The sequence below is a fragment of the Acinetobacter sp. CIP 53.82 genome, assembly GCF_000369465.1.
In the GTDB taxonomy this organism is placed as follows: Bacteria; Pseudomonadota; Gammaproteobacteria; order Pseudomonadales; family Moraxellaceae; genus Acinetobacter; species Acinetobacter indicus.
This window is the reverse complement of record NZ_KB850046.1, coordinates 953,436-967,005: the sequence shown is the minus strand read 5'-3', so window position 1 is coordinate 967,005 and position 13,570 is coordinate 953,436. Positions and strand designations below refer to the sequence as shown.

Sequence of the window (13,570 nt, the reverse complement as noted above, 5' to 3'; positions counted from 1 at the left end):
AAGCTGCGCTTTGGACTTATTTCGTTTATGACGGCCGCTTTGTTACAGACCAGTGCCATGGCATCGGTCGACTATAATATTGCCAAAGGGTTAGCGCCGGCATCTGCCGATCAGTCGATTTCGGTCTTGCAGTCCTTTCGTGGCGATTTCCGGATTTTAGGTTCAAAAACCTATACCGATGATGAACAGGCCAAGTTTTCTCCGATTGATTATGCGGTGAGCTGGGGCCTGTTTGCAGAGCCGGAAATTGCCCGGCATATTACGGTAAATCAGTATGACCGCTATTTAAACTGGAAGATGGATCGTTTGCCGGTGCCAGCAGAGCAGGCCATGCAGATGGTTTCCAATATGCACATCATTCCGGCTAATCCAAAAATTGCCAAACAGATTAAACAGGTCAAACGTGGTGATCTGGTGCGTTTAAGCGGGGAGTTGGTCGAAGTTAAAGACAAAGATATGGTTTGGACGTCGTCACTCACCCCGACCGATACAGGTGATGGTGCCTGTGAAGTGTTTCGGGTCAGTTCAATCCAGTGGATTGAAAAAGTAAAACGCAGTTAATGTGGCCTGACCGGTAAAATGTAGCACCAGGGGAATGTTGATGAATCATAGGTGGATGAATCATAGCAAGACACTCATTCTCTGTAGCTGGCTGGGGCTGTTGACCCTCAGCGGTTGTGGTAGCGTCAGTACCCCGGTCGATGGTACTCATGTTTATCATGCCGATCAGCAATGTCCGGCACTGTTAAATTTAAAGATCGGGGAAACCCTGGAATTGCGTCTGGCAGAAAATCCAGCCACCGGCTATCACTGGTCGGTGATGCAACATCCGTCCATCTTTAAGCTGGAAACCTTGTATCTACACGCGGATGCAGAAAATGCTCAGCATGACTCCGCGCAGTTAAATGCCGCTGGAGAAAAAACCTTCCGTTTTCGTGCGGTTCAGGTGGGTGAAGGACTGATTCATTTAAAACAGGCTAGGGCGGGAGAACCGCTTCCCTTGGCAGAATGGAAATGCCGGGTGCGCGTAGCTTAAAACCTGAACATCAGACATAAAAAAACCTCTGTTTTAGAGGTTTTTCGTTTTAAAGGCTTATTTGGCTGTGAGCACTTCGCCTGCAAACTGTACACCAGCCCAACCTTGCTGCATAAACTGGCGGATATTCTGGTGGTCGGTGGCTTCAGGCGTGGCCAGTACCGCCGCATAGTGTTCAGCAAACAGGCTTAAGGTTTGCGCATGATCTAAACCATTTAATTTGGCAAAACTCAGTACTTTAGCGCTGCCTTGGTTTTCGGTGGCGGCATTGTGTTGCTGGCCATTACTAAACGCAGTTGGTGTGTGGGTATAACGTGCATCAATATAGGCAATTACATCGGCAAAGTTCGCTTTGCCTGCATGCAGCTGGGCCAATAAATCTTGAGCCATCATGTTCTCAATCCATAGAAAAAATTGGTAAAAGCCCTGCGACAATAGCATGTTTTTTCGCAGGGGTTTAGCCTATTTCGGCCTCAATTTTTGCACCCGGCAGATGAAAAAATCTGCGCTTTGGCCCAACTTGTGGATAAAATGGCAGTTATACACATGGAGATAAACACAACATGAATTGGCTTTGGGTGGCATTGGGTGGAGCAATCGGGGCGAGTCTGCGCTATGGCCTGAGTCTGTGGCTATTTAAGCCCGGTGTGTTATTTCCCTGGCCGACCTGGTCGGTGAATCTGCTTGGCTGTTTTGCTGCCGGAATATTTTTTGCCTTCAGCCAAAAGTTCCCGGTACTACAACAGGAGCTGCGACTGTTTCTAATGGTCGGGATTTTAGGTGGCTTTACTACCTTTTCCAGTTTTGGACTGGAAACTTTTCAATTGCTGAAACAGGGACACACCAGTGTGGCATTAATGTATGTGATCTCAAGTGTGATTTTGGGTGTGCTTTGCCTGGAGGTGGGTTTTTATCTGTTTCAGGCGCTATTAAATACGAAATAAAAAACAGGAAAATCAACTGCATAAAATAAAAAAATGAAGCCTAGCTGGAGATAAAGGTCTAGACTTCATAAAAGATGTGTATGCCAATTTTTTTCTACTGCGTGGCTTAGTCCTTACTGCGTTTAAAACGGGCAAAGCGTTTATTGAAGCTGGCAACACGGCCTTCATTGCTGGCCTGACGCTGCTCGCCGGTATAAAACGGATGCGAAGCACTGGAAATATCTAAGGTCATATAGGGATAGATTCTGCCCTGATATTCCTTAGTCTGCTGCGGTTTCAGGGTGCTGCCAATAATAAAATAGGCATCGGCATTGGTGTCGTGAAACAGCACTTCCTGATATTCGGGATGGATCTCTGGACGCATAATAATTCCTCATGTTTGCTGAATAATGTAATGTTATAACGTAACAAATAAAAAGTAAAGTCAGCCCGAATGGGTCATTCGGGCTCAGTGTGGTTTTTAATATATGGTTTAAGCGTGTGGTGGAACCAGTTCTTCAAACAGATCATTTAAATTGTCATGCACTTTTAAATGAATCAGGTTCCAGTAATGACCCGACACCGTGCGGTTGACCATTAAGGTATCGGGTGATGGCTTGAATACATCCCAATATTTTAACGAGGGTTTCATCAGTTCCATACCATCATGATGGGCCGAGTTTTCGGCAAAATCATAATTGGTGGTCAAAGGGCGCATCAGCACTTCCAGCCAGGCCTGATACAGTTCTGGCGGGAATTTGCCTTGCTCGGACAGGGAGTGCAGGGCAGTCAGTTCCTGTTCCATTAAGGCAATATTCTGGGCACGGCCGGCCTGAATCAGCGCTTTAAAATGCTGCACAATGTCATTGGACAAGGTCTTCACACCGCCGTAATCATAAATAATCACGCTGCCATCTTCACGGAAGGCAAAGTTACCCGGATGCGGGTCACAGTGGAAACGCTTGAGATAGAAAATTTCCTGACCAATAGCGCGAAACAGCCGGCGTCCCAGTTCATTCCGGGTCGCCAGTGGCCACTGGCTGGCGGTTTCAATACTGTCACCCTGTTCCAGACTTAACGTTAAAATATGCCGGGTCGAATAGTCCTTAAAGACCTGCGGAATAATAATTTTACTGTCCAGCGCCTGATGGAAGGTACGCGCCACTTCCAAGTTTTGTGCTTCAATCTGGTAGTTCAGCTCATTGTCCAGACTGTCCTGAATTTCCTGGAACAGTTTGTCCTGCAATTTGCGGTCAATTTTTAACACACCCATTAAACGCAAGGCCAGACGCACCTGTTTCAGGTCACTTTCACAGGCTTCATCGACACCCGGATACTGGATTTTCACTACCACCTGTTCACCCGTCGGCAAAATTGCCTTATGTACCTGGCCAATGGACGCGGCGGCAAATGGGGTTTCATCAAAATGCTGGAAAATCTGCGCGAGGGGCTTGCCCAGTTCTTTTTCGATTTGTGCCTGAATTTCGGCAAAAGGCATGGGCGGTGCCTGACGTTGTAATTTGCTGATGGCCCGCGCCACTTCTGGTGGGAAAATATCTTTATATTGCGAGGCAATTTGCCCCACTTTCATGACCGCACCTTTCATTTCTCCCAAGGTATCGGCAATCTGGATACCAATATCCTGAAACAGTTTGCTGCGTGCGGCATTCTTCTGCTCGTCATCGGCAGAAAAGTTTTTAATTGAATTGGAAACGGTTTTGGTGGCGATACTGGCGGTCATACTGGCCAGTTTCATAAAGCGACGACCCGGTGTACTAGCCGTTTTTGCCATGCGAGGTTCCTTAAGATCATCTTGACTATCTGCCTTGAGCATACCGGCAGTTGGGTGAAAAGCCTACTTTAAATTGTTAATAAGCAAATTCACTACATGTTGCACATCAAAAAGCCGGCGGTAATAGCCGGCTAAAGATGATGAGAGGCGAATCGCTTAGCTGCTTTGACTCAGGCGCTGGTTGTTCATATACAACCGGATCAGCAACAGTACACAGGCCACGCTCAAGCCGACAATCAGGCCGACCCAGACCCCGGCGGCACCCATGCTGCCAAAGCGGGAAAAATATACCCCGACCGGAAAGGCAATGACCCAGTAGGCCAGCATGGTAATCCACATTGGGCCTTTGGTGTCCTGCATACCGCGTAAACAGCCGGCTGCACTAATTTGCCAGGCATCCATTAGCTGGTAGGCAATTGCAAACAGCAGCAGATACATCGCCACCTGTGCCACATCGACATCCGAGGTATAAATCGAAATAATTTCCGGACGGAACAGCCACATAAAACTCATGGTCATAAAGGCCAGCAGGGTTGCGGTAATCAGCCCCAAATACTGCACGCGGCGCATGGCAGCCCAGTTTTTTTCACCATAATAGGTGCCAATGCGGATGGTCAGTGCAATGGCTAGAGACATCGGAATCATAAACAGCTGTGAGGTCACCGACATAGCAATCTGGTGTGCTGCTACCAGCGTTTCCCCTAAGGGGCTAATCACGATGGCTGCGGTACTGAAAATACTGACTTCAAAGAAAATTGCCAAACCAATCGGCAGGCCGAGCAATAAAATCCGTTTCATCCAGTAACGGTCGATGGGTTCCCAGCGGGTGAAAATCTGGGTGCTTTGGTAGGCGCTGCTTTTGGAAATATACAGCGCCAGGGTAATAAACATCAGCCACTGTAAAATGGCCGTGGCAAAGCCGCAGCCGGCACTGCCCAGTTCAGGCAGCGGCCCTAAACCATACATAAAGATCAGGTTCAACGGCACTAGTACTACCAGCGCCAGCAGACTGATGACCGTCACCGGACGCGGATAACCCAGCGCTTCAGAATAGCCACGTAGCGCAGCATACATGGTCACCGCCGGCATACCAAACCCAATGGCATGCAGAAACAGTCCGGCTTTGGGTTGCAGGCTTTCTGGTACTCCAAGCAGCGGCAATAACAGCGGTGCCAGCTGTAAAATCAGGCAGGCAATCCAGCCCAAAATAAACGCCACCCATAACGATTGCCGGGCAATGGTGGCAATTTTTTCCGGTGTACGCGCACCATTGGCCTCAGCCACCAGCGGTGTAGTGGCAATCATGATGCCACTAAACAGCAGCATCACCGGAAGCCACAGCCCCACACCAACTGCAATTGCGGCCAGATCGGTCGGTGAAAACTGACCGGCCATAATGGTATCAATTAGCCCCAGACCGGCCTGGGCAAATTGCGTCACCAGAATCGGAATCATTAAACGGAACAGTTGCTTTAATTCAAAACGTGTGCTGCCAAGCGTAGCCACAGTTATTACCCATATTCATCATGTGCTTAGAACAGAGCGATTAGCGTTGTAAAGTGAGAAGCACACCTATAAAAATCACCACGCCACCCAGAAGACGTTGCCAGTTGATGGGTGCTTTTTCTGTGCCCAGGACACCAAAATGATCGACCAGCATCGACATGGCAATCTGGCCAAACAGGATTAAACCGGTCAGGGTGAGATAGCCGAGTTTCGGTGCTGCATAAATACTTAAACTGATGGCATAGACCCCTAACACACCGCCCAGCCACATATACCAGGGTAAATGGACGATCTCGTGCAGATTGGGTTTGGGAACCTGTTGAAAAAACACCAAAATAGCCAGCACTATTGTACCAATCAAAAACGAGAAAAGGGCAGCCTGCAAAGGAGAATATAAATATTCGCGTAGCTGGGTATTGATGGCGGTTTGCAGGGTCATGGCAATCCCGATCCCCATGGCCAGCGGCATTAAAAGCAGTAATTGCGAAGATATTTTCATCATTCTAACACGCTAATTCTTCTGTAATTTTTTCTAGTGTAGCGGTATTCGCTGTGAGATTTTATCGGTGTCCTGATGCAGTCATGTTAAAATATGCATCTTCCTTTGCTGTTTTTGAGCTTGTTCCTTGGCTGAATTGAATCCTGCGTCTGTTCCCTTGTCCCTCTATATTCACATGCCGTGGTGTGTGCGCAAGTGTCCGTATTGCGACTTTAACTCGCATGCCGTCCCGGATGGCAAACTGTCACTGGATTTAGAACAGCAATATTTACAGGCCTTGGTCGCCGATTTTAATACGCAGCTGGAATTTGCCCAGGGCCGTGCAATTCACAGTGTGTTTATTGGCGGTGGGACGCCATCGCTGATTTCAGCAGCCGGCTATCAATGGCTGTTTGCACAGCTTAAAGCGCTGTTGCCGTTTCAAGACGAGTGCGAAATTACCTTAGAGGCCAATCCGGGCACCATTGAACATGATCCTTTTGCCGGTTATCTGGCGGCGGGAATTAACCGCCTGTCAATTGGCGTGCAAAGTTTTAATAGCGATCATCTGCAAAAACTGGGCCGGATTCATAGTCAGAGCGATGCGCTTTCAGCGATTCACTTGGCGCGTGAGGCCGGCTTTCAGCGCATTAACGTCGATTTGATGCATGGTTTGCCGGAGCAGACTTTGGAACAGGCTTTAAATGATTTAAAGCTGGCGGTTGGGCAGGGCGCGACCCATATTTCCTGGTATCAGCTGACCATTGAACCGAATACCGTATTTTTCCGCACCCAGCCGGTTTTACCGGTCGATGAGGTGCTGGAAGCGATTCAGGAACAGGGTGAGGCCTATTTAAAGGCCAATGGTTTTATCAATTATGAAGTGTCGGCATGGCGGAAGGAGCGACCTTCGGCACATAATTTGAATTACTGGCAATTTGGCGATTATCTGGCGATTGGTGCTGGCGCACATGGCAAAGTCACCCGACCAGATGGGGTATACCGTTTCCAGAAAACCCGTCTGCCAAAAGATTATCTGGCCAAGGTGCCGGCCGAGCATGGACAGTTCAAACGGATTACTGCTGAGGAGATGCCGTTCGAGTTTATGATGAATGCACTGCGCCTGAATGCCGGCGTCGATGCGAAACTTTATGCAGAACGTACCGGTTTAAGTCTGGATGATTTGGCACCGGTATTAACCTCACTACGTCAGCGCAAGTTGCTGGTGGAAGATGCCAGCCGGCTGGCCTGTACTGAACAGGGGCATGTGTTTTTAAATTCGGTGCTGGAAGAGTTTTTATAACAATCCAAAACCTTCGCTTAGGATATTCACTGTTTTTACAGCATCCATAAAAAAGACCGCTTGCGCGGTCTTTTCTTTTTGGGGCTTTGACTTAGTAGTCGAAGCTAAAATGTTCTGGTGCTAATGCAGTCATGGTTTTAGATGGATTGACCATCGCTTCGGCATGACCTTGGGTACGTGGCAATAAGCGTTCAAAGTAGAAATCTGCCACTTTGATTTTCGCTTTGTAGAATTCTGGGGTTTCTGCGCCATCATTCGATGCCAGTTTGGCCGATGCAACGGCCGCCTGCTGTGCCCAGAAGTAAGCCATCATCACATAACCCGAGAACATCAGGAAGTCGACAGAGGCACTTGAGACGATGTCGCGGTCTTTACGTGCCGCCAGCATGATGCGTACCGTCAGGGCATTCCACTGCGCGCATAGCTTGGTTAAGTCCCAGGCAAAACGGCGCATGTATTTATTACGGGCGTGCTGACCACAGAATTTCAGAATTTCTGCGGTATAGTCACGAATCACTTTACCTTTTGAGGTCAGCAGTACTTTACGGCCAATCAGGTCAAGCGCCTGTACACCGGTGGTGCCTTCATATAGGGTCGAGATACGCGAGTCACGTACAATCTGTTCCATGCCCCATTCTTTGATATAACCATGACCGCCATAAACCTGCATGCCGTGGTTGGCTGCTTCATAGCCCATTTCAGTCAGGAAGCCTTTTAGAATTGGAGTATAGAAACCCAGGTGATCATCATGCTGTTCAAAGGCAGCAGTATCGCCACGCTCCAGTGCATCGGTCATTTTGTCGGCAATTTGTGCAGCATGATAAATCATGGCACGACCGCCTTCAGCAATGGCTTTTTGCGTCAGCAGCATACGGCGCACATCGGCATGGTGAATAATGGCATCGGCCACTTTTTCCGGATCTTTTTTACCGGACAGAGCACGCATTGACATCCGCTCTTTGGCATACGGTAAAGCGCCCTGGAAGGCCTGTTCCGCATGACAGATCCCCTGAATCGCGGTACCAATACGGGCAGTATTCATAAAGGTGAACATGGCATGCAGGCCTTTGTTCGGCTCGCCAATTAAATAACCCACCGCATTGTCAAAGTTCAGCACTGCGGTTGCTGACGCGCGAATCCCCATTTTGTGTTCAATCGAACCACAGGTCACCGGGTTACGCTCACCCACGCCACCATCTGCAGATGGCAGGAATTTCGGTACGATAAACAGGGAAATGCCTTTGGTGCCGGCCGGAGCATCCGGTAAACGCGCCAGCACAATATGGACAATATTTTCGGTCAGGTCATGTTCGCCGGCAGAAATAAAGATTTTGGTGCCTGAAATGGCATAAGTGCCATCGGCTTGCGGTTCTGCTTTGGTTTTTACCTGACCTAAGTCAGTACCACATTGTGGCTCGGTCAAACACATGGTTCCTGACCAGGTGCCTGCTACCAGATGCGGTAAATAGGTATCTTTTTGTTCGTCTGTACCGTACTGGATAATGGTGTTGATACAGCCCACACTTAAACCCGGATACATCTGGAATGACCAGTTGGCGGTGCCCATCATTTCAGATTTGATCAGGTTTAACGACATTGGCAGGTTTTGACCGCCGTACTGTTCTGGATAAGACAGACCTTGCCAGCCGCTTTGCACAAACTGGTCATAGGCTTCTTTAAAGCCTTTTGGCGTTTTCACTTCGCCATTTTCAAAATGACAGCCTTCCTGGTCGCCGGTCTGGTTCAAAGGAGAGAGGACATTTTCACAAAAATCAGCCGCCCCTTCGAGAATCATGTCGACTGTTTCTGGATCTGCTGCTTCACCGTTAGACAAAGTTTGATAATGTGCTGGATAGTCAAACACTTCATTCATTAAGAAACGAATGTCGTGTAAAGGCGCTTTATATGCTGGCATAACATTAATCCTGATTTAAAAATAGTTTTGGATTATCTGATCGGATAGTTTGATTATTCACATTGCGCATCAAAATACATTGATGTTGAATTCAGTTAAAAATGTCAGAAAAGCGAATCAATAGAATCTTATAGACGTGGGATTCGTTCTAATTTAGGAGAAAATCCTGCCCTTGTCACCACTGTTTTTTGTATTCTATTTATTTAAATTATAACAAAATAAAACATAAGTGGGCATGATCTAGGACCAAAGCCTAATAGCAGTAAAGGCGTTTAAATCTGGGCAAAACGGTTGCCATATTTGTGTCATTAAATCCAATCATAATGCGGGTTAATTGTGCAGTCCAAATGCTAGGCATAAAAAAAGAACCGTGCAAGATCGGTTCTTTTTCTGGGAAAAATCGCAGATTTTAAAGAAAATCTTTTAAATCGGGTTTGACCCCATTCCAGATTGAAAACGATTCAATCGCCTGACCGACCAGCATGCCAAAGCCTTCCGAGGTTGGAATCTGACGGGCTTTGGCCTGTTCCAGAAAACTGGAGGGCTTGCCATAGGCCATTTCATAGGCATGTTGAAATTGCAGCGCGTCCGGCAGGATTAAGGCATCGCCACTCAAGCTGGCCGATGTCGCATTAATGACAATGTCAAACTCGCCCGCTAGTGCATCCAGACCAATGGTAGACAATTCGGCCTGTGGTACGGCCTGTTGCAAATCGGCCACCAGCTGCTCGGCACGCGCCAGAGTACGGTTGGCAATCACCACTTTTTTCACGCCGGCCTGAACCAGTGGATAAATCACGCCACGGGTGGCGCCACCAGCGCCAATAATCAGAATTTTAGTATTGTCCAAATTCCAGTTCAGCGCACGAATGGCATCGACCAGCCCTTGACCATCGGTATTGTCCCCATGCAGCTGACCATCTTGCATCCATAAGGTATTTACAGCTTTGGCGGTTTTGGCCCGTTCGCTGAGCACATCACACAAGGCAAAAGCCTGTTCCTTAAAAGGCACGGTGACATTCATGCCCACCCCACCTTCGGCAAAGAATTCACGAATATTGGCTTCAAAACCATCCAGCGGTGCCAGGCGTTTGCGATAGACCAGATCAACCCCGGTTTTTTCGGCAAAGGCATGATGCAGTTCTGGAGAGCGGGACTGTTCAATCGGGTTGCCCACAACGGCAAATTGTTTGCGCATTTTCACATGATCCATGTGCTGAAATGCCCATCAATATACGCCAAATCGGGCAGGGGCTAAAGCCTGCAAATGATGAACAATTGGAATAAATCCAATAAGCAAAACGACACAATCGGGTGTCGGGCAGGGAAGAGAGGGATAAGGTAAAAGGAGAGAAAATCGAATAGAGAAAAATAAAAAGATCAATAAAGCAGTCTGATCTGTAAACCTGTGACGGCTTAAGGATTACAGATATCTAAAATAGTATCTAAAACCAGCAAGACTAAAGTAAAAACCAGAGCAATCAGGGCAAAAACACTGGCCACAATCGACAGGCTGTCACTTAAAGGATGTTCGAAAATAAAGGTAATACTGAGAGAGCAGACTAGAAGACTGAGAATCAGCCAGAACAGCCGGCCTTTGTGTTGAGCAATGAAATTTTGCAGCATGGGAGCGTTCCTTAAATCGATACTGGCTCAATTCCATCTTTCGCCAGACGCATTAAACCAAAGACTATAGAGTCTACTCGCTTTAAATGAAAGTCTTGTGAAGAGTTGGCGAAAAAGTGTATGCAAATATATTGAAACGTATGCGACTTGCAAGCGTGTGTTGCAAGAAAAAAGCTACCGGTATTTGCGGTAGCTTTTTAGAAACTTATTGTAGTTCGCGTAGCCAGTCATGCGGCTTTAAATAATAGTCGGTGAGTTTTTTCTCTGCGGAATCGGCATCCCATTCCGGGCGATAACTCCAGCCGGCCAGGTTGGGCAAGCTGACCAGAATGGATTCAATTCGGCCGCCAGTTTGCAGGCCAAACAGGGTACCGCGGTCATAAACCAGGTTATATTCCACATAGCGGCCACGACGATAGAGCTGGAATTCACGCTGCGCTTCGGTATAAGGTTTATCCTGATTGCGTTTAAAAATCGGCAAAATCGCTTCCAGATAGCCATTGCCCACCGCCTGAATATATTCAAAGCAGGTGTCAAAATCCCACTGGTTTAAATCATCAAAAAACAGACCGCCCACCCCGCGCTGTTCATCGCGATGTTTCAGATAGAAATAGTCATCACACCACTGTTTGTGTTCGGCATAGACCTGCTCGCCAAAGGGTGCACATAAATCATGTGCAATCTGATGCCAGGACAGGACATCTTCATCATTCGGATAAAACGGGGTCAGGTCAAAACCGCCGCCAAACCACCAGATCGGGTCCTGGCCTTCCGGTTCGGCCACAAATAAACGCACATTGGCATGTGAGGTCGGGACATTTGGATTTTTCGGGTGAATCACCAGAGATACACCCATCGCCTGCGCTTTGGCACCGGCAATACCGGGATGACGTTCAGTTGCCGAGGCAGGCAGTTTGGAGATGTTAATATGCGAGAACATCACCCCGCCTTTTTCAATCACGCTGCCGTTTTGTAAGACCCGGGAACGGCCACCGCCCCCTTCAGGGCGCTGCCAGTCATCAATTACAAATTCAGCCGTACCGCCGCCGGCCCGTTCCTGTTGTTCTAACGCGGCACAGATGCGCGCCTGTAAATCGAGGAGAAATTCACGTACGCGTTGAATATCAGCGGAGGTTGGATGCTGCATGATGACACTCATGAATAAAAAACAATAAGCACATCAAAGCACAGATTGGTAAAAAAATTAAGAGGGGGAGGACTGCTGTACGCTGCGCATGGTTGATCTAAGTGAAGAGGCAACAGCATGAGCTTCCCGATTCCCGACCAAAAGGCTAGGTTGAATTCCTGTTTTAAGCTCCGCACAATAGTGAATACGGGCCTTGTGCCTACCTCATAGGGTCAATTGCAGTGGAGCAATGTAGATGTTGAAACCGGCCAGTTCTCTCGTACAAAAATACAATGTTCCAGGACCCCGCTATACCAGTTATCCGACCGTACCGTATTGGGAAGAGGCCAGTTTTTCTCGCGAGGCCTGGCAGCAAAGTCTGCAACGCGCGTTTGCTGAATCCAATGCCAGCGAAGGCATCAGCCTGTATATCCATCTGCCCTTCTGCGAAAGTTTATGTACCTTTTGCGGTTGCCATAAGCGCGTGACCAAACGCCATGAAGTGGAGCAACCGTATATTCAGGCGGTGCTGAAAGAGTGGGATTTATATTGCCAGTTGCTGCCAGACCGGCCGATGATTAAAGAAATCCATTTGGGTGGCGGCACGCCGACTTTCTTTTCTGTAGCCCATTTACAGCAGCTGATTCAGGGCATTCTGGTCAAAGCCACAGTGGCGCCCGAGCATGAATTCAGTTTTGAAGGCCATCCGAACAATACCACTCGTGAACATTTGCAAGCGCTGTATGATCTGGGCTTTCGCCGGGTCAGCTATGGCGTGCAGGACTATAATGAAAAGGTCCAGAAAGCCATCCACCGGATTCAGCCTTATGAACATGTGCAGCGTGTGACCGAATGGGCGCGTGACATTGGCTATACGTCAATTTCGCATGATCTGGTTTTTGGTCTGCCTTTTCAGAATCTGGACGATGTTCTAAATACCATTCAGCAGACCACCCAGTTAAATCCGGACCGTCTGGCCTTTTATAGTTATGCGCATGTGCCGTGGATTAAAGGCAATGGCCAGCGCGGTTTTAAAGATGATGATGTGCCAAAAGATGAACTGAAACGTACCCTGTATGAAGAGGGCAAGAAAAAACTGCTGGCGCATGGTTATCATGAAATTGGCATGGATCATTTTGCCCTGAAAAGTGATGCCATGTATCAGGCTTTTCAGCAGGGCAGTCTGCACCGTAACTTTATGGGCTATACCGCTTCCAAAACCCAGCTGATGATTGGCCTGGGATTGTCTTCGATCAGTGATAGCTGGTACAGCTTTGCGCAAAATGAAAAGACCCTGGAAGATTATTATGCGCGACTGGAACAGAACGAAATTCCGGTATTTCGCGGGCATGTACTGACTGCCGAAGACCTGATGATTCGCCGGCATATTCTGAATTTGATGTGCAGTTTCCAGACCTCTTGGGCCGAACCAGAGATGCAGTTCCCGGAATTGCCTGAGGTGCTCAAGCAGCTGGAAGAAATGCAGGAAGATGGCTTGTTAACGCTGTTTGAGGATCATTTACAGGTTACGGAGCAGGGCAAACCGTTTGTACGTAATATCTGTATGGCGTTTGATTTGCGTTTAAAACGTAAAGTACCGAGTACCCGTATTTTCTCGATGACGATTTAATTTCACTGAATCGGCACCTGATCTAACTCGTTATATCATCATATAAGTATGGGTGAATACAGGAAGCATTGATCTTACTTTTGACGGGGCAAAAGTAAGCAAAACCCCTCTATTTTGCTGAAGGGACGTCCCTGTCCCTCAGCAAAATGGCGACCTCCCTGTCGCCGGTCATCTAAATCAATATCGGGTATGGGATTCCTTAGATCTGAGAAGAATTGTTTTAAAACTAAAAAGA

The 13,570-nt window shown here is 47.9% G+C and carries 14 protein-coding genes; 5 read left to right on the top strand and 9 right to left on the bottom strand.

The genetic code is table 11. The features are described from left to right. The first annotated feature begins 27 nt into the window (after window positions 1-27). Window positions 28-561, top strand: a complete 534-nt coding sequence (locus F905_RS10190; protein ID WP_373366849.1) for a hypothetical protein — start codon at window positions 28-30, stop codon at window positions 559-561. A 40-nt stretch (window positions 562-601) separates the two neighbouring features. Then, window positions 602-1,036, top strand: a complete 435-nt coding sequence (locus F905_RS10185) for a protease inhibitor I42 family protein (protein WP_005180373.1) — start codon at window positions 602-604, stop codon at window positions 1,034-1,036. Window positions 1,037-1,093: 57 nt separating this feature from the next. Here the strand turns inward: F905_RS10185 and F905_RS10180 are convergent, their stop codons facing one another. Beyond that, complete coding sequence (locus F905_RS10180; RefSeq protein WP_034598239.1) at window positions 1,094-1,426, bottom strand: HopJ type III effector protein; 333 nt, start codon at window positions 1,424-1,426, stop codon at window positions 1,094-1,096. 173 nt (window positions 1,427-1,599) lie between these two features. Between F905_RS10180 and crcB the strand changes: the two genes are divergently transcribed. Beyond that, the gene (crcB, locus tag F905_RS10175) at window positions 1,600-1,980 is read left to right on the top strand and encodes a fluoride efflux transporter CrcB (RefSeq protein WP_005180370.1); all 381 of its coding nucleotides are present in this window, start codon (window positions 1,600-1,602) and stop codon (window positions 1,978-1,980) included. Between the two features lie 106 nt (window positions 1,981-2,086). Here the strand turns inward: crcB and F905_RS10170 are convergent, their stop codons facing one another. The 4 genes from F905_RS10170 to F905_RS10155 all read right to left on the bottom strand — a co-directional run bounded on the left by F905_RS10170 (window position 2,087) and on the right by F905_RS10155 (window position 5,756). After that, a complete protein-coding gene (locus F905_RS10170) occupies window positions 2,087-2,344 on the bottom strand; it encodes a type B 50S ribosomal protein L31 (protein WP_005180368.1) in 258 nt (85 codons plus the stop codon). A 108-nt stretch (window positions 2,345-2,452) separates the two neighbouring features. Continuing rightward, window positions 2,453-3,751 (bottom strand): ABC1 kinase family protein, encoded by a 1,299-nt coding sequence (locus F905_RS10165; RefSeq protein ID WP_005180366.1) that lies wholly within the window; start codon window positions 3,749-3,751, stop codon window positions 2,453-2,455. A gap of 156 nt (window positions 3,752-3,907) precedes the next feature. Then, window positions 3,908-5,206: an MATE family efflux transporter gene (locus F905_RS10160; protein WP_051065030.1), complete on the bottom strand. Its 1,299-nt coding sequence runs from the start codon at window positions 5,204-5,206 to the stop codon at window positions 3,908-3,910. A gap of 91 nt (window positions 5,207-5,297) precedes the next feature. Continuing rightward, entirely contained in the window at window positions 5,298-5,756 is a 459-nt protein-coding gene (locus F905_RS10155) for a DMT family transporter (protein ID WP_034598237.1), read from the bottom strand. Window positions 5,757-5,883: 127 nt separating this feature from the next. On the opposite strand from F905_RS10155, the gene hemW reads away from it, so the two are divergent. Continuing rightward, window positions 5,884-7,038 (top strand): radical SAM family heme chaperone HemW, encoded by a 1,155-nt coding sequence (gene hemW / locus F905_RS10150; RefSeq protein WP_005180349.1) that lies wholly within the window; start codon window positions 5,884-5,886, stop codon window positions 7,036-7,038. Window positions 7,039-7,129: 91 nt separating this feature from the next. On the opposite strand, the gene F905_RS10145 is transcribed toward hemW, so the two are convergent. From F905_RS10145 to hemF, 4 genes are all read right to left on the bottom strand, one after another. Next, window positions 7,130-8,953, bottom strand: coding sequence for an acyl-CoA dehydrogenase C-terminal domain-containing protein (locus tag F905_RS10145; protein WP_005180348.1), 1,824 nt, complete (start codon window positions 8,951-8,953; stop codon window positions 7,130-7,132). A 409-nt stretch (window positions 8,954-9,362) separates the two neighbouring features. Further along, window positions 9,363-10,151 (bottom strand): shikimate dehydrogenase, encoded by a 789-nt coding sequence (gene aroE / locus F905_RS10140; RefSeq protein WP_005180346.1) that lies wholly within the window; start codon window positions 10,149-10,151, stop codon window positions 9,363-9,365. 218 nt (window positions 10,152-10,369) lie between these two features. Further along, window positions 10,370-10,579 carry a hypothetical protein gene (locus tag F905_RS10135; RefSeq protein ID WP_005180345.1) on the bottom strand — a complete coding sequence of 70 codons (210 nt, stop codon included), beginning with the start codon at window positions 10,577-10,579 and terminating at the stop codon, window positions 10,370-10,372. Window positions 10,580-10,784: 205 nt separating this feature from the next. Then, window positions 10,785-11,726, bottom strand: coding sequence for an oxygen-dependent coproporphyrinogen oxidase (gene hemF, locus F905_RS10130; protein ID WP_005180340.1), 942 nt, complete (start codon window positions 11,724-11,726; stop codon window positions 10,785-10,787). Window positions 11,727-11,961: 235 nt separating this feature from the next. On the opposite strand from hemF, the gene hemN reads away from it, so the two are divergent. Continuing rightward, window positions 11,962-13,335, top strand: a complete 1,374-nt coding sequence (gene hemN, locus F905_RS10125; RefSeq protein WP_005180338.1) for an oxygen-independent coproporphyrinogen III oxidase — start codon at window positions 11,962-11,964, stop codon at window positions 13,333-13,335. The last annotated feature ends 235 nt before the right edge of the window (window positions 13,336-13,570 follow it).

Excerpts from the sequence above, each read along its gene's own strand:
- F905_RS10190 (WP_373366849.1), top strand. The coding sequence starts at position 28 with ATGACGGCCGCTTTGTTACAGACCAGTGCCATGGCATCGGTCGACTAT.
- F905_RS10185 (WP_005180373.1), top strand. The coding sequence starts at position 602 with ATGAATCATAGGTGGATGAATCATAGCAAGACACTCATTCTCTGTAGC.
- F905_RS10180 (WP_034598239.1), bottom strand. The coding sequence starts at position 1,426 with ATGGCTCAAGATTTATTGGCCCAGCTGCATGCAGGCAAAGCGAACTTT.
- crcB (WP_005180370.1), top strand. The coding sequence starts at position 1,600 with ATGAATTGGCTTTGGGTGGCATTGGGTGGAGCAATCGGGGCGAGTCTG.
- F905_RS10170 (WP_005180368.1), bottom strand. The coding sequence starts at position 2,344 with ATGCGTCCAGAGATCCATCCCGAATATCAGGAAGTGCTGTTTCACGAC.
- F905_RS10165 (WP_005180366.1), bottom strand. The coding sequence starts at position 3,751 with ATGGCAAAAACGGCTAGTACACCGGGTCGTCGCTTTATGAAACTGGCC.
- F905_RS10160 (WP_051065030.1), bottom strand. The coding sequence starts at position 5,206 with ATGATTCCGATTCTGGTGACGCAATTTGCCCAGGCCGGTCTGGGGCTA.
- F905_RS10155 (WP_034598237.1), bottom strand. The coding sequence starts at position 5,756 with ATGAAAATATCTTCGCAATTACTGCTTTTAATGCCGCTGGCCATGGGG.
- F905_RS10145 (WP_005180348.1), bottom strand. The coding sequence starts at position 8,953 with ATGCCAGCATATAAAGCGCCTTTACACGACATTCGTTTCTTAATGAAT.
- aroE (WP_005180346.1), bottom strand. The coding sequence starts at position 10,151 with ATGCGCAAACAATTTGCCGTTGTGGGCAACCCGATTGAACAGTCCCGC.
- F905_RS10135 (WP_005180345.1), bottom strand. The coding sequence starts at position 10,579 with ATGCTGCAAAATTTCATTGCTCAACACAAAGGCCGGCTGTTCTGGCTG.
- hemF (WP_005180340.1), bottom strand. The coding sequence starts at position 11,726 with ATGCAGCATCCAACCTCCGCTGATATTCAACGCGTACGTGAATTTCTC.
- hemN (WP_005180338.1), top strand. The coding sequence starts at position 11,962 with ATGTTGAAACCGGCCAGTTCTCTCGTACAAAAATACAATGTTCCAGGA.